The organism is Streptomyces sp. NPDC039736 (assembly GCF_055596485.1).
Genome location: NZ_JBVIUQ010000002.1, coordinates 319,507 through 336,675, shown reverse-complemented (window position 1 = coordinate 336,675; position 17,169 = coordinate 319,507). Strand labels below are relative to the sequence as shown.

The window sequence follows — 17,169 nt, the reverse complement described above, 5'->3', positions numbered from 1 at the left end:
GGGCGTACGGCAGGGCGGGTACGAGTTCCGGGATGTCCGGTTTTCGTACTTTCCTCATGATGTGGAGGACGCACGAGAACGCAGGGACCGCCACTCCGATTCGCAGTTCTTCGGACAAACACCACCCGTGCGGAGCAATCGGTGCCCGGCATTCCTCGCCCCGGCCGTTGCTCCACCCGTGCGGAAGCGGCCGCTAACCTTACGTGTCACCCCTGGTCAGGGATCGGTCCCGCCAGTACGGACATACAACGCACTCAACTCACGCGAAAGGCCTCGCCCATGGGCATTCGGAGCTTGCTGCGCAAGGTGTTTGGCGGTCGGACGGAACAGGTCGAGGAGCCCTCGGCGACGACTCCCTCCGTCCCGGCCCAGACCGAGCGCACGGAGCCGGCCGATGCCGGGGCGAACACCCCGTCCGGCGGCCGGAGTTCGACCCCCGCCCCCGAGCCGGACCCGGCCGATGCGCCCTCGGGCCCCTCCTCCTCCCTGGCCGCGGAGCTGGTCGCCGAAGCCTTCGACAACCCCAAGCGGACCACCCCCGCGAAGCCGGCCACCGAGCCCGTACGGGAGGAGCCTCCGACCCCGGAGGCCGGGCCCGTACCGGAGGAGTCCCCGGCCCCGGAGGCCGCGCCCGTACCGGAGGAGAAGTCCGTACGGGAGGAGAAGCCCGTACCGGAGCAGGACCAGGAGCCGGTGGCCGCCTCCGCGCCGGAACCAGTGACGCGGCCCGAGCCGGAGGAGGACCCCTCCCCGGCCGTCCCGGCCCAGTCCGCCCCGAAGGACACCCCGGCCCCCGCCGCCGAGGTCCGCCTCCCCACCCAGACCGCCCGCACCACCGCCCCCGAAGCGACCTCGGCCCAGCCCGAACCTGCCGCCGAGCCCGAGCCCGCCGCTCAGCCCGAACCTGCCGCCCAGGCCGAACCGGAACCCACCACCGAGCCGGAGCCCGAGCCCGCCGCCGAGCCCGAGCCCGCCGCCCAGGCCGAACCGGAACCCACCACCGAACCGGAGCCCGAGCCCGCCGCCCAGGCCGAACCGGAGCCCGCCGCCGAACCGGAGCCCAAGCCCGAACCCGCGCCCGAGCCCGACGCGCCCCGCGAGGCCCTCACCCCCGCCCAGCTCAAGAAGCTGAAGGTCCCCCACCGCGCCGCCGGCACCGCGCTCCGCAAGGCCGAGGTGCCGGAGGCCGCCCGCGCCAAGGTGTACCTCGTCCTCGACCGTTCCGGCTCCATGCGCCCGTACTACAAGGACGGCAGCGCCCAGAAGCTCGGCGAGCAGGCCCTCGCCCTGGCGGTCCACCTCGACCCCGGGGCGGCCCCCGCCGTCCCCGTCGTCTTCTTCTCCACCGACGTCGACGGCACCGGCGAACTCACCCCCGCCGACATCGAGGGCAAGGTCGACTCCCTCCACGCCGAGCTCGGCCACATGGGCCGCACCAGCTACCACCGCGCGATCGAAGCGGTCGTCGACCACTACGAGAAGCACTCCGCCGCCCACGACGGCCCCGCCCTGGTGATCTTCCAGACGGACGGCGCCCCCGAGGCGAGGGGCGCCGCCACCGCCGCCCTCGCCGAAGCCGCCCGGCTGCCCCTCTTCTGGCAGTTCGTGGCCTTCGGCGACACCGATGCCAAGGGCTTCGACTACCTCCGCAAGCTGGACGCCGAGAACGCCGCGTTCTTCCACGCGGGCCCGGCCCCCGCCGACCTCACCGACGCCGCCCTCTTCAAGGGCCTGCTCGCGGGCTCCGCGGAGTGGCTGAGGGGCTGACCGGCACACCCCGGCGCCCTCACCGGAATACACAGGTGAGGGCGCCTCTCCGTACCACTTAAGATTTCCGCATGGCGGCCACTGGAATCGAGAAGCAGGAGTCGGCGGCGTACTACGTCACGACCCCCATTTACTACGTCAACGACGCTCCTCACCTGGGCCACGCCTACACGACCGTCGCAGGTGACGTGCTCACGCGCTGGCACCGTCAGCGCGGCGAGAAGGTGTGGTACCTCACCGGCACGGACGAGCACGGTCAGAAGATCATGCGCACGGCCGAGGCGAACGGCGTCTCCCCCCAGGAGTGGTGCGACAAGCTCGTCACCGAAGCCTGGAAGCCCCTCTGGGAGCACCTGAACATCGCCAACGACGACTTCATCCGCACCACGGAGAAGCGTCACACGGACCGTGTGCAGGAGTTCGTGCAGGACCTCTTCGACAAGGACGAGATCTACAAGGGCGGCTACGAGGGCCCGTACTGCGTGGGCTGCGAGGAGTACAAGCTCCCCGGCGACCTCATCGAGGCGGAGGACGGGACGAAGCTCTGTCCCATCCACAAGAAGCCGGTGGAGATCCTCAAGGAGGAGAACTACTTCTTCAAGCTGAGCGAGTACGGCCCGAAGCTGCTGGAGTTCTACGAGGCCAACCCGGGCTTCATCCAGCCGGAGTCCGCCCGCAACGAGGTCGTGAACTTCGTCAGGCAGGGCCTCCAGGACCTCTCCATCTCCCGCTCGACCTTCGACTGGGGCGTCCCCGTGCCGTGGGACGACAAGCACGTCATCTACGTCTGGGTCGACGCGCTGCTGAACTACGCGACGGCGGCGGGCTACGGCTCCGACCAGGAGCGGTTCGACGCGACCTTCCCCGCGGACATCCACCTCGTCGGCAAGGACATCCTGCGCTTCCACGCGGTGATCTGGCCCGCGATGCTGATGGCGCAGGGCCTCCCGCTGCCCGGCAAGGTCGTCGCGAACGGCTGGCTGATGGTCGGCGGCGAGAAGATGTCGAAGTCCAACCTGACCGGCATCAAGCCGCAGGACCTCACCTCGCACTTCGGCGTGGACGCCTACCGCTGGTACTTCCTGCGCGCGATCTCCTTCGGCAGCGACGGGTCCTTCTCCTGGGAGGACTTCACCGCCCGCTACACCTCCGAGCTGGCCAACGACTACGGCAACCTCGCCTCCCGCGTGGCCGCCATGGTCGGCAAGTACTTCGAGGGCACGCTGCCCGCGGCGACCGCTTCCGGCGACGCCGAGGAGGCCGTGCGGGAGGGGCTGGCGAAGGCCGTCGCCGAGGCGGACCGGCTGATCGGCGAGGAGCAGGACTTCCAGGGCGGCATCCTGGCGATCTTCGACTTCGTGAAGCAGGTCAACGGCTACATCACGGAGCAGGAGCCGTGGAAGGTCGCCAAGGACACGTCGGACGAGGGCCGGGCGCGCCTCGCGACCATCCTCTACACCTCCGCCGAGTCCCTGCGCGCGATGGCCGTCCTGCTGAACGCCGTCATGCCGGAGACCTCCCAGAAGCTGTGGGACTCCCTCGGCGCGGAGGCCGCCGGGCTGGGCGCGCTCGCCGACCAGCGGGTCCAGGACGCGGGCGCCTGGGGCCTGCTGCCGGCCGGTGCGACGGTGAAGAAGGGCGCGGTGCTGTTCCCGCGCCTGGAGGAGAAGCCCGCCGCGTGATTCCCTGACGTACGAGAGGGCCCGGGGTCGTGCCGATCCCGGGCCCTTCGTCGTACGTACGGACATGTCGGGTGGCGCCAATCGGCCCTCGGCCCAAGGAACTTGGCGCGTCTGGCAGACTTCCTCGGGCCGAGCGAACCGGCGCTTCGGGCGAACACCGTGGGGGAAGCACGCATGTGGGGTCGGGGGACCGTGCTCGGCGGCCGGTACACGCTGGCCGAGCGCGTCGGCGGCGGCGCGATGGGCGAGGTCTGGCGGGCCGAGGACGGTGTGCTGGAGCGTTTCGTCGCGGTGAAGATCCTGCTGCCGAAGCTGCTGGAGGACCCCCAGTTCGCGGCCCGTTTCCGGCGCGAGGCGAAGCTGCTGGCCTCGCTCGCGCACCCCGGGATCGTCGACGTCCACGACTACGGCGAGCAGGAAGCCGCAGGTGAGGACGGTGACCGGATCGCGTACATCGTCATGGAGCTCATCGACGGACGGCCGCTGGACGAGGTCCGCGAGGACGACGGGCCGATGCCCGCCGGCCGCGCGCTCGGGCTGGTCGCGCAGGCCCTGGACGCGCTGCACACCGCGCACCGGGGCGGCATCGTGCACCGCGACCTGAAGCCGTCGAACCTGATGCTGAGCGGCGACGGCCGCATCACCGTCACCGACTTCGGCATCGCGCACAGCAAGGCCGCCTCCCGGCTGACCGCCTCGCACTCGGTGCTGGGCACGGCCCTGTACATCGCGCCGGAACAGGCGGAGGGGCTCGCGGTCCTCCCGGCGTCCGACCTGTACTCGCTGGGCGTCGTCACGTACGAACTGCTCACCGGGGAGGTGCCGTTCAACGGCGACACGGTCCTGGAGGTCGTCCTCAAGCACATCCGGGAGCCCGCACCCGCGCTGCCGGACTCCTTCCCTCCCGCCGTGCGGGACTTCGTCGCGCGGGCGCTCGCGAAGGCGCCGGAGGAGCGGTACGCGGACGCGGCGGTGATGGCGGCGGCGGCGCGGGCCGCCGGGGCGGGGGAGGGGGGTGCGGGCGCCGGGTTGTCCGGGGCTGCTGTGCCTCCTGCTGTGGTCCCTGTGCCTCCTGTCGTGCTCCCTGCGACTCCTGCCGTGGCTCCTGCGGCTCCTGAGGCCCCGGTGCCTTCTGCGGTCCGGCCCGGCCCTCCCCGGATTCCGGTTCCGGTCCCGGCGGCCGATCCCGTGCTCGTGTCCGGCCCGACCGGCGTCGTCCCCGTTCCGCGGCCGTGGTGGCAGCGGCTGCCGAAGCCGGTGCTCGTCGTCGTGCCCGTGGTGGTGTCGACGGCCACCGTGCTCACCGTCGCCCTGACCCCGCACGTCCGTGACGCGCCCCGGGACGCCGCCCGCCCGTCCACCTCCGTGTCCGCGGGCGGGACGCCCGTGGCGCAGATCCCGGCCGCGCCCCGGGGAACCCCGTCCGCCACCGGCAGACCCGCTGCCGGCAAGCCCGCCAAGGGCGACGACAAGGCCAGGGGCGGGGCCGCGACCGACGGGTCCGACGGCGACAAGGGCAAGCCGGGCACCGGGGGCGACGGCAAGGACACGGACCCCGGCAAGGGGAGCGGCGGCGGCCCGGACAGCGGCAAGGGCTCCGGTGCGGGTTCCGGAAGCGGCGGCGGTGCCAAGCCCCCGCCCGCGGGCCCCGGCAAGCCCGACAACTGCGGCGGCGACGGCTGGGGCGCGATCACCAACGTCGGCAGCGGGCGCAGGATGGGCCTTGCCGGAACGGACCCGTCCGGCAGCGGCGGCAAGGTCGTCTCCGGTGGGAACTCCCAGTTCGGCTGGGTGCTCGGCGGCAACCAGTTCACCGAGTTCCACGCCTGCACCCTGGCGGGCGGCGCGCTCGGGCTCAAGCAGGCCCCCGCGTACGACGAGAAGACGGGCACCGTGCTCGCGCAGGGCAGCGGCTACTCCGGGTACGTCACCGCGTGGAAGACCACCCCGGCGGCCGGCGGCGCGGTCCAGATCAACTACTACGTCGGCGACGGCTGCGTCACCGACGTCGGCGCGGGCCGCCAACTGGCCGTCGACCCGTGCACCCCGGGCAACAAGCACCAGTTGTGGCGGCTGCCCGGCTAGCGCTCACTTCGCCAGATCCGCCTTCGGCCCCATCACCACCACCGGCTTCTTCGCCGGGTCCAGCGCGCGCAGCAGCTCCCGCATCACCTCGCGCTTGAGGGCGACGCAGCCCTGCGTGGGAGTCGTGTGCTCGACATGCAGCCAGATGCCGCCGCCCCGGCCGTCGCCCAACGGGCGGCCCCAGTCGAGGGGGCTGCGGCCCGCGTGGCGGTTGTAGTTGATCGCGACGACGTAGTCGAAGGAGCCGCGCAGGGACTGGCCGGAGTCGTCGGTGCGGTCGATCGTGTAACCGCGCCCCTGGTCGTACGGGAGCTTCGTGCCGGGGTCCTTCAGCAGCCCGCCGGCGTCGGTCAGCCCGTACACGCCGATCGGGGACCGCAGGTCGCCCCGGACGTGGTGCCCGGTCCAGCCGCGTCTCGCGTTCTGCGCCGGCCAGACCGGCCCGGCCTTCCAGCCGTCGTCCGTCTTCTCGTACAGGACCGCCTCGGCGTCGGAGGAGTTCCGGTCCCGGCCGGTGACGACGAGCGCCTGCCGGGTCTCCGGGCCGACCTCGCCGCGTGTACGGGGGCCCAGGCCCGGCAGCTCGGGCGTGGGCGCGGCGTCGGTGCGCGCGCTCTGCGGGGCCGGGGCCGACTTCCCGCCGGCACTGGAGTCGTGCAGGGGGGCCGCCTTGCGACCGGACTGCGGGCGTGCGTCCTGCCCGCAGGCGGTGAGCACCGGGAACAGCACCAGGGCGGTCGCCGCGCACACTCCGGTCCGTACGCGTGTCTTCACGTCGTCGTGCCCTTCTTCAGTCGCCTGATTCCGGTGCCGGACGGGGCCTGAGGGATGCGGGTGACGTCCGGGTCGTACTCCGGGGTGCCCGTTCTTCCGCGAATGATCCCCCGGTGGGCCCTGCGCGCGTGCGGGACGGGGCGGGGTCAGCCGGTCCGGCCGGTCCCGTTCTCCTCGGAAGGGTCCCGCGGGAGCGCTCCGGGCCTCTGTTCGGCAACACTCACGCCGGTCTCCTCCGGGATCGGTGGCACCTTTCCACGGTACGGGGCCCGCGCCGCGTACCGGCTCGCTCCTCCTCCGCCTGCGCCCCGCCGGGACCCCGGCGTACGCCGAAGGCCCGGAATCCGAGGATTCCGGGCCTTCGTACGAACGGGTGAGCCGTCGGCCCGCCGCTTGACCTACTTCTCGACCGGCTTCCGGAGCTGGATGTTCAGCTCGCGCAGGCGGGCCTCCTCCAGGACGGTCGGGGCGCCCATCATGAGGTCCTGGGCGTTGCCGTTCAGCGGGAAGGCGATGGTCTCGCGGATGTTCGGCTCGTCGGCCAGCAGCATCACGATGCGGTCGACGCCCGGGGCGATGCCGCCGTGCGGCGGGGCGCCCAGGCGGAAGGCGCGCAGCATGCCCGCGAACTCGCGCTCGACGGTCTCGGCCTCGTAACCCGCGATCTCGAAGGCCTTGAGCATCAGCTCGGGCTCGTGGTTGCGGATCGCGCCGGACGACAGCTCGATGCCGTTGCAGACGATGTCGTACTGGAAGGCCAGGATGTCCAGCGGGTCCTTCTCCTCCAGGTCCTTCATGCCGCCCTGGGGCATCGAGAAGGGGTTGTGCGAGAAGTCGATCCTGCCGGTCTCCTCGTCCTTCTCGTACATCGGGAAGTCGACGATCCAGCAGAACCGGAAGACGTTCTCCTCGAAGTGGCCCGCGCGCTTGGCGGCCTCGACGCGCACCGCCGACATGATCTTGGAGACCTCGTCGAACTCGCCCGCGCCGAAGAAGACCGCGTGGCCGGGGACGAGGGAGAGGCGGTCGGTGAGCGCCTTGACGTCGTCCTCGGTGAGGAACTTCGCGATCGGACCGGCCAACTGGCCGTCCTCGCCGACGCGGACCCAGGCCAGGCCCTTCGCGCCCTGCTCGACCGCGTAGTCGCCCAGGCCGTCGAAGAACTTGCGGGACTGACCGGCCGTGTCCGGCACCGGCAGGGCGCGGACGTGCTTGCCGGCGAAGGCCTTGAAGCCGGACTCCGCGAAGACGTCCGTGACGTCCACGAGCTCCAGCTTGGCGCGCAGGTCCGGCTTGTCGTTGCCGTACTTCAGCATCGACTCGCGGAAGGGGATGCGCGGGAAGGGCGAGGTGACCTCGCGGCCGCCGCCGAACTCGGTGAAGAGCTCGGTCATCAGCTTCTCGATGGGCTGGAAGACGTCTTCCTGCTCCACGAAGCTCATCTCGACGTCGAGCTGGTAGAACTCGCCCGGCGAACGGTCGGCGCGGGCGTCCTCGTCGCGGAAGCACGGCGCGATCTGGAAGTACCGGTCGAAGCCCGAGATCATCAGCAGTTGCTTGAACTGCTGCGGGGCCTGGGGGAGGGCGTAGAACTTGCCCGGGTTCAGGCGGGACGGAACGACGAAGTCACGGGCGCCCTCGGGGGAGGTCGCGGTGAGGATCGGGGTGGCCATCTCGTTGAAGCCCAGCGCGACCATCTTGGAGCGGATGGCGGCGATGACCGACGAGCGCAGCATGATGTTGCGGTGCATGCGCTCGCGGCGCAGGTCGAGGAAGCGGTACTCCAGGCGGCGCTCCTCGTTCACCCCGTCCTCGGCGTTGATCGTGAAGGGCAGCGGGGCGGCGGCGCCGAGCACCTCGACCTCGCCGACCTCGATCTCGATCTCGCCGGTGGGCAGCTCCGGGTTCACGTTGTCCGCGCCACGGGCGGAGACCTTGCCGTCGATGCGGACGACGGTCTCCTTGGTCAGCTTCGCGAGGGCCTCGTTGGCGGCGGTGCCGGGACGGGCGACGAGCTGGACCAGACCGTAGTGGTCGCGCAGATCGATGAAGAGGATGCCGCCCAGGTCGCGACGATTGTGCAGCCAGCCGCTCAGCCGGACGTCGGCGCCGACGTCGGAGGCGCGGAGCTCGCCGCACGTGTGGGACCTGTACCGATGCTGCATCGTTCATCCAATTCTTCGCGAGATTCTTCGCGAGACAGGCGGGAATCAACTCGCCTCAAGGTTACCGGCCCCTCCCACCGCCGTCTCACGAGAAAACAGGGGCGGATGTTTCACGTGAAACAGGGGCCGGTGCACGCGGGGAACGTGGCGGTGTTTCACGTGGAACATGAGCCGGGGCCCGCGGGGACGGGCCGGTGTTTCACGTGAAACACGGGCCGGGCGGCCGGGTTCCGTACGACCTGGAAGGATGGCCCCATGCGCACCGAGGACGTGCTGGCCGCGATCGACACGGGCCTGTGGCGATGGAACAACGCGTCGGGAACTGTCACCTTCGACGCGGAAGCGGCACGTCTGATGGGTCTGCCCGCCGAGGAGGTGCAGCTCACCGAGGCCGCCGCCCGCGCCCGTTTCCACCCCGTGGACTGGAACGAGATACAGGGAATCGTCCAGCTCGCCGTCGCCGAGGGCACGGTCGCGGAGGCCCGGCTGCGGGTGATGTCCGAGGACGGCCGTCAGGTGCTGCGCACGGTGCGGAGCCGTTCCAAGCCCTTCGGCGAAGGCGCGTCCTACCAGCTCATCGGCACCATCCAGGAAGTCGCCGAGTCCGCGCCGGGCACCGCCGCCCGCACCCCGGTGACCGGCGACTGGCGGCGCTCCCGGGAGGCGTTCCTGCTGGACGCGGGCCGGGCGCTGGCCGAGGCGCGGTCCACGGCCGAGGTGCTGCGGGTCGCGGCCTCCCTGTCCATGCCGGGGTTCTCGCCGGACGGGCTCGCGGTGTTCGGCGTCGCGGGCGACCGGCTGACGACGATCGGGCACCACGGGCACAAGCCGGGCGACGAGGACCCGTTCCGGGACATGCCGCTGGAGACGGACTACCCGGCCGCCGAGGTCGTACGGACGGGGCGGGCCATCTACCTCCCCACCCCGGAGGACTACCGGACCCGCTTCCCGCTGACCTGGCCGCTCGCGGAGGGCTTCGGGCGGCGGTCCTGGGCTTTCGTGCCGCTGGTGGTGGCGGGCCGGACGATGGGCGCGTGGATGGCCGGGTTCGCGCACCCGGTGGCGTTCACGCCGGACGAGCGGTCGGTGCTGACGACGGTCGCGCGGATGCTGGCGCAGGCGCTGGCGCGGGCCGGGGTGGAGGAGTCGGAGCGGGAGCTGTCCGAGGGGCTCCAGCGCTCGATGATGCCGACGATCGGGCCGGAGATCCCGGGCATGAAGGTGGCGGCGCGCTATGTGCCCACCGGCGGCGGACTCCAGGTCGGCGGCGACTGGTACGACATGATCCCGCTGCCCAGCGGCCGGTTCGCGCTGGTCATCGGCGACGTCCAGGGGCACGACGTGCGGGCGGCCGGGCTGATGGGCCAACTGCGGATCGCCCTGCGCGCGTACGCCTCCGAGGGCCACCGCCCCGACGCGGTTCTCTCGCGGGCCTCCCGGTTCCTGCACGGCATCACCGACACCTACGCCCCCGACGACCACGCCTCGCCGCGCTTCGCGACCTGTCTCTACCTGGAGGTCGACCCGGTGGACGGCACGGTGGAACTGGCCCGGGCCGGCCATCCGGAGCCCGCGGTGCGGATGCCGGACGGGACCGTCCTCGTCCGGACGACGGCGGGCGGTCTGCCGCTGGGCATCGACGCCGACACCGACTACCCGACCACCCGGCTCGCCCTGGAACCCGGCGAGACGCTGATGGTCTGCACCGACGGCCTGATCGAGACGGGCGGCCACGACCTCGACTCCGGCTGGTCCCGCATCCGGACGATCCTGGAGAACCACCGGGAGCTGGACCTGGAGCGCCTCGCCGACGACCTCGTGCAGGCCGTGCACGGGCCCCCTTCGCACCACACCACCGGCCCCCTCTCGGACCGCCGCGAGGACGACATCGCCGTCCTGCTGCTGAGCCGGGACGCGTCCCGTGCCGACCGGACCTCGAAGGTGCGGTCCACGGCGGTGACCGTCGCGCAGGCCGAGCCCGAACGCATCGCGGGCACCCGCCACCAGTTGCGCGAGCTGCTGCACGACTGGGCCGATGCGGACCAGGTGGACTCGGCGGTCCTGATGGTCTCCGAGATGGTCACCAACGTGCTGGTGCACACCGACGGGGACGCCCTGCTGACCGCGCGGGTCACCGGCCCGGCCGGCTCGCGGACGCTGCACGTCGAGGTGACGGACGTCAGCGACGAACTGCCGCACAAGCGGCGGCCCGGCGAGATGGCGTCCTCGGGGCGCGGGCTGCTGCTGATGGAGATGCTGGCGCACAAGTGGGGCGTGGACCCCCGGGGCCAGGGCAAGTCGATCTGGTTCGAGCTCTACGAGGACGCGCCGCCGGTCTCGTACGAGGGCCTCTGAGGGAGCCACGGGGAACTCCTGGGAAACCTCCCGGGAAACCCCGGGAAACCCCGGGAAACAGGAAAGCGGGCCCGGCGCGGTTCTTCCCGCCGCCGAGGCCCGCTCCTGCCGCCGCGCTCTACTGCATGCCGTGCACCGCGGGGACCTTCCCCAGCAAACCCTTCTGGAAGTCCTCGAAGGCCTGCCTCAGCTCGGCCTGGCTGTTCATCACGAACGGCCCGTAGTGCGCCATCGGCTCACGGATCGGCCGCCCGCCGAGCAGCACGACCTCCAGGTCCGGCTCGTGCGCGTCCTGCTTCTCGTCCGCCCGGACGGTCAGCGACCCGCCTTCGCCGAAGACCGCCGTCTGCCCCTTGTGCACGGGCCGCCGGTCGGCGCCGACGCTGCCGCGGCCGGCCATGACGTACGCCAGGCCGTTGAAGTCCTCGCGCCAGGGCAGGGAGACCTCCGCACCCGGCCGGACCGTCGCGTGGATCATGACGATCGGGGTGTGCGTGACGCCCGGACCCTCGTGCCCGTCGATCCCGCCCGCGATGACGCGCAGCAGCGCACCGCCGTCGGGGGAGGTCAGGAGCTGCACCTCACCGCCGCGGATGTCCTGGTAGCGGGGCTTCATCATCTTGTCGGACGCGGGGAGGTTCACCCACAGCTGCAGGCCGTGGAAGAGGCCGCCGGACATCACCAGCGACTCCGGCGGGGCCTCGATGTGCAGCAGTCCCGCACCCGCGGTCATCCACTGGGTGTCGCCGTCCTTGATGGTGCCGCCGCCCCCGTGGCTGTCCTGGTGGTCCATCACGCCGTCGATCATGTACGTGACCGTCTCGAAGCCCCGGTGCGGGTGCCAGGGGGTGCCCTTGGGCTCGCCCGGCGCGTACTCCACCTCGCCCATCTGGTCCATCATGATGAACGGGTCGAGGTAGTCGTACTTGATCCCGGCGAACGCGCGGCGCACCGGGAAGCCTTCCCCCTCGAAACCGCTGACCGCGTCCACGACACCGAGAACGGGTCGCGCGACGGCGTCCGCGGCCGCGACCACCTTGGGCAGGGTGAGCGGGTTTTCGACAGTTACTGCGGGCATCGTGGGCCTCCTAGCGGGATGTTCCGGTTTCAAGTTAGTTGAATGGTGAACATCCCGCAAGGCGTGCGTGTTCCCGGCGCGGGGCGCGTCCGCCCCCCGCGCGTCCGTGGGGGTCCCTCAGCCGTACATCCGGCGCATCGCGAAGTCGACCATCTGCTCCACGGCCTTCGCGTCGAACACCATCCGGTGCTCGCCCTCCATGTCGAGCACGAAGCCGTACCCGGTCGGCAGCAGGTCGATGACCTCGGCGCCCGTGATCACGAAGTACTTGGACTCCTTGCCCGCGTACCTGCGCAGCTCCTTGAGCGTGGTGAACATGGGGATCACCGGGTGCTGCGTGTTGTGCAGCGCCAGGAAGCCGGGCCCGTCACCGCGCGGGCAGTAGACCTTGGACGAGGCGAAGATCTGCTGGAAGTCCTCGGCGGACAGCGTGCCGGTCGTGAAGGCCCGCACCCCGTCGGCCAGCGAGGGCGGCGACGGCTCGGGGTACAGCGGCTGCTCCCCGTATCCGCCCTGCTGCGGCTGCTGCTGTTGCGGCGGAGGCTGCGGCGGGGCGTAACCCTGCTGGGCGCCCCCCGGCGGGGCGTAGCCCTGCTGCGCACCCGGATTCTGCTCGTAGCCATACATGCGGGAAAGAGTAGTGGGCCACATCTGGCCGCACGGGGTTGCGGCTTATTACCGACGGGTAGCATCATCGTAGCTACTAGCTGGTATTTGTACGAGGAACCTGCCTCCCCGAGTTATACGGAGCCGTTGCCATGGGGCACTACAAGTCGAACCTCCGGGACATCGAGTTCAACCTCTTCGAGGTGCTCGGCCGCGACAAGGTCTACGGCAGCGGCCCGTTCGCGGAGATGGACGTCGAGACCGCCAAGAGCATCCTGGACGAACTGCGCCGGCTCGCCGAGAACGAGCTCGCCGCCTCCTTCGAGGACGCCGACCGCACCCCGCCGGTCTTCGACCCGGCCACCAACACCGCGCCCGTCCCGGCGTCCTTCAAGAAGAGCTACCAGGCCTTCATGGACTCCGAGTACTGGCGCCTCGGCCTGCCCGAGGAGATCGGCGGCACCACCTCCCCGCGCTCCCTGATCTGGGCGTACGCGGAGCTGCTGCTCGGTGCCAACCCGGCGGTCTGGATGTACTCCTCGGGCCCGGCCTTCGCCGGCATCCTCTTCGAGGAGGGCAACGAGGCGCAGAAGAAGGTCGCGCAGATCGCCGTCGACAAGCAGTGGGGCTCCACGATGGTCCTCACCGAGCCGGACGCCGGTTCGGACGTCGGCGCGGGCCGCACGAAGGCGGTCCAGCAGGAGGACGGCTCCTGGCACATCGAGGGCGTGAAGCGCTTCATCACGTCCGGCGAGCACGACATGTCGGAGAACATCCTCCACTACGTCCTCGCCCGCCCCGAGGGCGCGGGCCCCGGCACCAAGGGCCTCTCCCTCTTCCTGGTCCCGAAGTACAACTTCGACTGGGAGACCGGCGAGCTGGGCGAGCGCAACGGCGTCTACGCCACGAACGTCGAGCACAAGATGGGCCTCAAGGCCTCCAACACCTGCGAGATGACCTTCGGCGACCAGCACCCCGCCAAGGGCTGGCTGATCGGCGACAAGCACGACGGCATCCGCCAGATGTTCATGATCATCGAGTTCGCGCGGATGATGGTCGGCACGAAGGCCATCGCGACGCTCTCGACCGGCTACCTGAACGCCCTGGAGTACGCCAAGGAGCGCGTCCAGGGTCCGGACCTGGCCCAGTTCATGGACAAGACGGCCCCCAAGGTCACCATCACGCACCACCCCGACGTGCGCCGCTCGCTGATGACGCAGAAGGCGTACGCGGAGGGCATGCGCGCGCTGGTCCTGCACACCGCGTGCGTGCAGGACACCATCGCGGTCAAGGAGGCGGCCGGCGAGGACGCCTCGGCCGAGATCGCGCTGAACGACCTGCTGCTGCCGATCGTGAAGGGCTACGGCTCGGAGAAGTCCTACGAGCAGCTCGCCCAGTCGCTCCAGACCTTCGGCGGCTCCGGGTACCTCCAGGAGTACCCGATCGAGCAGTACATCCGCGACGCCAAGATCGACACCCTGTACGAGGGCACCACCGCGATCCAGGGCCAGGACTTCTTCTTCCGGAAGATCGTCCGCAACCAGGGCGCGGCGCTGAACCAGCTCGCCGAGGAGATCAAGAAGTTCCTCGCGGTGGGCACCGGCGGCGACGACCTGGCGGGCGCCCGCGAGCAGCTCGCCAAGGCGGCCGTGGACCTGGAGGCCATCGTCGGCGCCATGCTGACGGACCTCGCGGGCACCGAGCAGGACGTGAAGTCCATCTACAAGGTGGGCCTGAACACCACCCGTCTGCTGATGGCCTCCGGCGACGTGGTCGTCGGTTACCTGCTGCTGCGCGGCGCCGCCGTGGCCCAGGAGAAGCTGACGACGGGCTCCGCCAAGTCCGCCAAGGAGACCGCCTTCTACACCGGCAAGATCGCCGCCGCGAAGTTCTTCGCCGCGAACGTCCTGCCGGGCGTGGGCGTCGAGCGCGCCAAGGCCGAGGCGGTCGACAACGACCTGATGGAGCTGGACGAGGCGGCGTTCTAGTCGCCTCGCCGTTCCCGAGCGGGCCGGGGATGTCTCACGTTTCACGTGAAACATCCCCGGCCCGTTGTCGGTGGTGCGTGCGACGCTTGTGTGCATGGCTGGACAGGAACAGCAGGGCAAGGGGTACTCGGTACCGGCGGGGCTCCCCTATGCGCTCAAGGAGCTGCACAGCAGGCTGGGCTCCGCGAACGACCTGGTGAAGGACCTGTACGACGGCGCGCACCCCGCCGAGTACGAACCCGTCGCCGACTCCCTGTACGGGGCGTACCGCACCGCTTCGGAAGTGGCCCCGGCACGCAACGTCACCGGGTGCAAGGAACATCCGGACGGCGCGGTGGACCCGACGGTGCCGGACGGCTGGGGCCGCTGCCTCATCTGCAACCACCGGCGCAGGCTCGTGGAGCGGGGTGCGCCGACCCCGGCGGAGGACGTGCCGCGCCTCCCGGAGCGGGACGGCCGCCAGGCGACGCCCGCCATGCTGCGGGAGCAGTTCGCCCTGGTCAACGAGCGGTCGTTCAACCTCGGGACGGGGTCCCGGCCGGAGGAGTTCGCGGCCCTCGCGGAGGTGTTGCACCGGGCGTTCGTGCTGGCCCGGGAGCTGTCCCGGCCCCGCAACTCCTCCGGTTGCTCCCTGCACCCCGGGGCCCCCGTGGACCCCGACGCCCCTCCCGGTGAGGAGTGCATGTTCTGCGCGGGCCGCCGCCGGCAGGCTTCCCGGGCTCCGGGCACCCCGCAGATGCTGCCCCGGGTACCGAGGGGCGAGCGCCGGATGCCGCTGCGCAGACGCTTCGAGCGGCCGCCGGGGCTCTGAGGCACGACGGGCGAGGGGGAGGGGCCGTACGGTGGCGCGCCGGGATGCCGGACCCCCTGGTTACGCTGAGCACATGAGCACCGCAGCCCGCACCACACCCCGCTTCGACCGGGGCCACACCGACGACCTGATGTCCTTCCTGACGGCAGGCCCGTCCCCGTACCACGCCGTGGCCGCCGCCGCCGAGCGGCTGGAGAAGGCGGGCTTCCGCCAGGTCGCCGAGACCGAAGCCTGGGACGGCACGACCGGCGGCAAGTACGTCCTGCGGGGCGGTGCGATCATCGCCTGGTTCGTCCCGGAGGGCGCCTCGCCCCACACCCCCTTCCGGATCGTCGGCGCGCACACCGACTCCCCGAACCTCCGCGTGAAGCCGCTGCCCGACACGGGCAACGAGGGCTGGCGGCAGGTCGCCGTCGAGATCTACGGCGGCACCCTGCTCAACACCTGGCTCGACCGCGACCTCGGCCTCGCCGGCCGTCTCACCCTGCGCGACGGCTCGCACCGCCTCGTCAACATCGACCGCCCCCTGCTGCGCGTGCCGCAGCTCGCCGTGCACCTCGACCGCCAGGTCAACGAGGGCATGAAGCTCGACAAGCAGCGGCACATGCAGCCGATCTGGGGCCTGGGCGAGGTGCACGAGGGCGACCTCATCGCGTACGTCGCCGAGGAGGCCGGTCTCGACCCCGAGGACATCGCGGGCTGGGACCTGATGCCGCACGCCGTGGAGGCCCCCGCCTACCTGGGCCGCGACGAGGAACTGCTCGCCGGCCCGCGTATGGACAACCTGATCTCGGTGCACGCGGGCGTCGCGGCGCTGGCCGCCGTCGCCACCGGGGACGAGAAGCTCTCCCACATCCCCGTACTCGCGGCCTTCGACCACGAGGAGAACGGCTCGCAGTCCGACACCGGCGCGGACGGCCCGCTGCTCGGCAACGTGCTGGAGCGCTCGGTGTTCGCGCGCGGCGGCTCCCCCGAGGACAGGGCGCGCGCCCTCGCGGGCTCGATCTGCCTGTCCTCCGACACCGGTCACGCCGTGCACCCCAACTACGCGGAGCGGCACGACCCGACGCACCACCCGCGTGCCAACGGCGGCCCCATCCTCAAGGTGAACGTGAACCAGCGGTACGCCACCGACGGGGCGGGGCGCGCGGTGTTCGCGGCGGCCTGCGAGAAGGCCGGGGTGCGGTGGCAGACCTTCGTGTCGAACAACTCGATGCCGTGCGGCACGACGATCGGCCCGATCACCGCCGCCCGGCACGGCATCCAGACCGTGGACATCGGCGTCGCGATCCTGTCCATGCACAGCGCCCGTGAGCTGTGCGGGGCAAAGGACCCGTACCTGCTCGCCAACGCGCTGACCGCGTTCCTGGAGGGCTGACCGAAGGGGCTGCTTCCAGCCCCTCGGAAGGCCGAACTCCGCCTCCACGCATGGCCTTTGCGGGCCCGGGTACGCGCCTCGTACAACGAGGCCCGAAGCTGTCCGGGCCCCGAACGGTCACAACCAATCGCGAACCATCGCGTTCGCGCACTCGGAGGCGAACAGACATGGGCCTGGGCGGCTGCATCGTCCTCGTCGCGGTGGGGGCCATCCTGACCTTCGCCACGGACTGGGAGCTCGAAAGCGTCAACCTCGACCTCGTCGGGGTCATCATGATGCTGGTCGGCATCATCGGAATCGTGGTCTTCACCAGCGTCCTCAAGCGGCGTCGCGGCATGATCGTCCCGCCCGTGCAGGGTGTCGTCGAGGACCGCGACCGTCGGTACGAGTAACCCCCACCCCGGCCACACCCCCGCGCACCTGCGAGAACGGCTGAAACCTCGGCTCGGTCGGCACACGACGCCCCGGTAGGCTGACGCT

Annotated in this window: 12 protein-coding genes; 8 read left to right on the top strand and 4 right to left on the bottom strand. The window is 71.2% G+C overall.

Annotation, left to right across the window (positions count from 1 at the left end):
- Positions 1-279: 279 nt before the first annotated feature.
- The 3 genes from ACZ56L_RS06430 (at position 280) to ACZ56L_RS06420 (ending at position 5,534) form a co-directional block, all read left to right on the top strand.
- Positions 280-1,767 (top strand): VWA domain-containing protein, encoded by a 1,488-nt coding sequence (locus ACZ56L_RS06430; RefSeq protein WP_471062189.1) that lies wholly within the window; start codon positions 280-282, stop codon positions 1,765-1,767.
- A gap of 71 nt (positions 1,768-1,838) precedes the next feature.
- The gene (gene metG, locus ACZ56L_RS06425; protein ID WP_471062186.1) at positions 1,839-3,449 is read left to right on the top strand and encodes a methionine--tRNA ligase; all 1,611 of its coding nucleotides are present in this window, start codon (positions 1,839-1,841) and stop codon (positions 3,447-3,449) included.
- 174 nt (positions 3,450-3,623) lie between these two features.
- Positions 3,624-5,534 carry a serine/threonine-protein kinase gene (locus tag ACZ56L_RS06420; protein ID WP_471062184.1) on the top strand — a complete coding sequence of 637 codons (1,911 nt, stop codon included), beginning with the start codon at positions 3,624-3,626 and terminating at the stop codon, positions 5,532-5,534.
- Between the two features lie 3 nt (positions 5,535-5,537).
- Here ACZ56L_RS06420 and ACZ56L_RS06415 read toward each other — a convergent pair whose 3' ends face one another.
- Both ACZ56L_RS06415 and aspS read right to left on the bottom strand, forming a co-directional pair.
- Positions 5,538-6,308, bottom strand: coding sequence for a L,D-transpeptidase family protein (locus ACZ56L_RS06415; RefSeq protein WP_345221095.1), 771 nt, complete (start codon positions 6,306-6,308; stop codon positions 5,538-5,540).
- Between the two features lie 398 nt (positions 6,309-6,706).
- Positions 6,707-8,473, bottom strand: a complete 1,767-nt coding sequence (gene aspS / locus ACZ56L_RS06410) for an aspartate--tRNA ligase (RefSeq protein ID WP_401755009.1) — start codon at positions 8,471-8,473, stop codon at positions 6,707-6,709.
- 255 nt (positions 8,474-8,728) lie between these two features.
- On the opposite strand from aspS, the gene ACZ56L_RS06405 reads away from it, so the two are divergent.
- Positions 8,729-10,828, top strand: a complete 2,100-nt coding sequence (locus ACZ56L_RS06405; RefSeq protein ID WP_401755012.1) for a SpoIIE family protein phosphatase — start codon at positions 8,729-8,731, stop codon at positions 10,826-10,828.
- A gap of 118 nt (positions 10,829-10,946) precedes the next feature.
- On the opposite strand, the gene ACZ56L_RS06400 is transcribed toward ACZ56L_RS06405, so the two are convergent.
- Together ACZ56L_RS06400 and ACZ56L_RS06395 are read right to left on the bottom strand one after the other, a co-directional pair.
- A complete protein-coding gene (locus tag ACZ56L_RS06400; protein WP_471062178.1) occupies positions 10,947-11,906 on the bottom strand; it encodes a pirin family protein in 960 nt (319 codons plus the stop codon).
- A gap of 117 nt (positions 11,907-12,023) precedes the next feature.
- Positions 12,024-12,533, bottom strand: a complete 510-nt coding sequence (locus ACZ56L_RS06395; RefSeq protein ID WP_345221085.1) for an SseB family protein — start codon at positions 12,531-12,533, stop codon at positions 12,024-12,026.
- Between the two features lie 131 nt (positions 12,534-12,664).
- On the opposite strand from ACZ56L_RS06395, the gene ACZ56L_RS06390 reads away from it, so the two are divergent.
- The 4 genes from ACZ56L_RS06390 to ACZ56L_RS06375 all read left to right on the top strand — a co-directional run bounded on the left by ACZ56L_RS06390 (position 12,665) and on the right by ACZ56L_RS06375 (position 17,081).
- A complete protein-coding gene (locus tag ACZ56L_RS06390) occupies positions 12,665-14,500 on the top strand; it encodes an acyl-CoA dehydrogenase (RefSeq protein ID WP_345221083.1) in 1,836 nt (611 codons plus the stop codon).
- A gap of 94 nt (positions 14,501-14,594) precedes the next feature.
- Positions 14,595-15,311: a hypothetical protein gene (locus ACZ56L_RS06385; RefSeq protein ID WP_401755017.1), complete on the top strand. Its 717-nt coding sequence runs from the start codon at positions 14,595-14,597 to the stop codon at positions 15,309-15,311.
- A gap of 73 nt (positions 15,312-15,384) precedes the next feature.
- A complete protein-coding gene (locus tag ACZ56L_RS06380) occupies positions 15,385-16,689 on the top strand; it encodes a M18 family aminopeptidase (protein ID WP_471062172.1) in 1,305 nt (434 codons plus the stop codon).
- A 167-nt stretch (positions 16,690-16,856) separates the two neighbouring features.
- Positions 16,857-17,081: a DUF6458 family protein gene (locus ACZ56L_RS06375; RefSeq protein WP_345221075.1), complete on the top strand. Its 225-nt coding sequence runs from the start codon at positions 16,857-16,859 to the stop codon at positions 17,079-17,081.
- The last annotated feature ends 88 nt before the right edge of the window (positions 17,082-17,169 follow it).

Bases quoted from the DNA above. Each gene is read 5' to 3' on its own strand.
- ACZ56L_RS06430 (WP_471062189.1), top strand. From the start codon at position 280: ATGGGCATTCGGAGCTTGCTGCGCAAGGTGTTTGGCGGTCGGACGGAA.
- metG (WP_471062186.1), top strand. From the start codon at position 1,839: ATGGCGGCCACTGGAATCGAGAAGCAGGAGTCGGCGGCGTACTACGTC.
- ACZ56L_RS06420 (WP_471062184.1), top strand. From the start codon at position 3,624: ATGTGGGGTCGGGGGACCGTGCTCGGCGGCCGGTACACGCTGGCCGAG.
- aspS (WP_401755009.1), bottom strand. From the start codon at position 8,473: ATGCAGCATCGGTACAGGTCCCACACGTGCGGCGAGCTCCGCGCCTCC.
- ACZ56L_RS06405 (WP_401755012.1), top strand. From the start codon at position 8,729: ATGCGCACCGAGGACGTGCTGGCCGCGATCGACACGGGCCTGTGGCGA.
- ACZ56L_RS06400 (WP_471062178.1), bottom strand. From the start codon at position 11,906: ATGCCCGCAGTAACTGTCGAAAACCCGCTCACCCTGCCCAAGGTGGTC.
- ACZ56L_RS06395 (WP_345221085.1), bottom strand. From the start codon at position 12,533: ATGTATGGCTACGAGCAGAATCCGGGTGCGCAGCAGGGCTACGCCCCG.
- ACZ56L_RS06390 (WP_345221083.1), top strand. From the start codon at position 12,665: ATGGGGCACTACAAGTCGAACCTCCGGGACATCGAGTTCAACCTCTTC.
- ACZ56L_RS06385 (WP_401755017.1), top strand. From the start codon at position 14,595: ATGGCTGGACAGGAACAGCAGGGCAAGGGGTACTCGGTACCGGCGGGG.
- ACZ56L_RS06380 (WP_471062172.1), top strand. From the start codon at position 15,385: ATGAGCACCGCAGCCCGCACCACACCCCGCTTCGACCGGGGCCACACC.
- ACZ56L_RS06375 (WP_345221075.1), top strand. From the start codon at position 16,857: ATGGGCCTGGGCGGCTGCATCGTCCTCGTCGCGGTGGGGGCCATCCTG.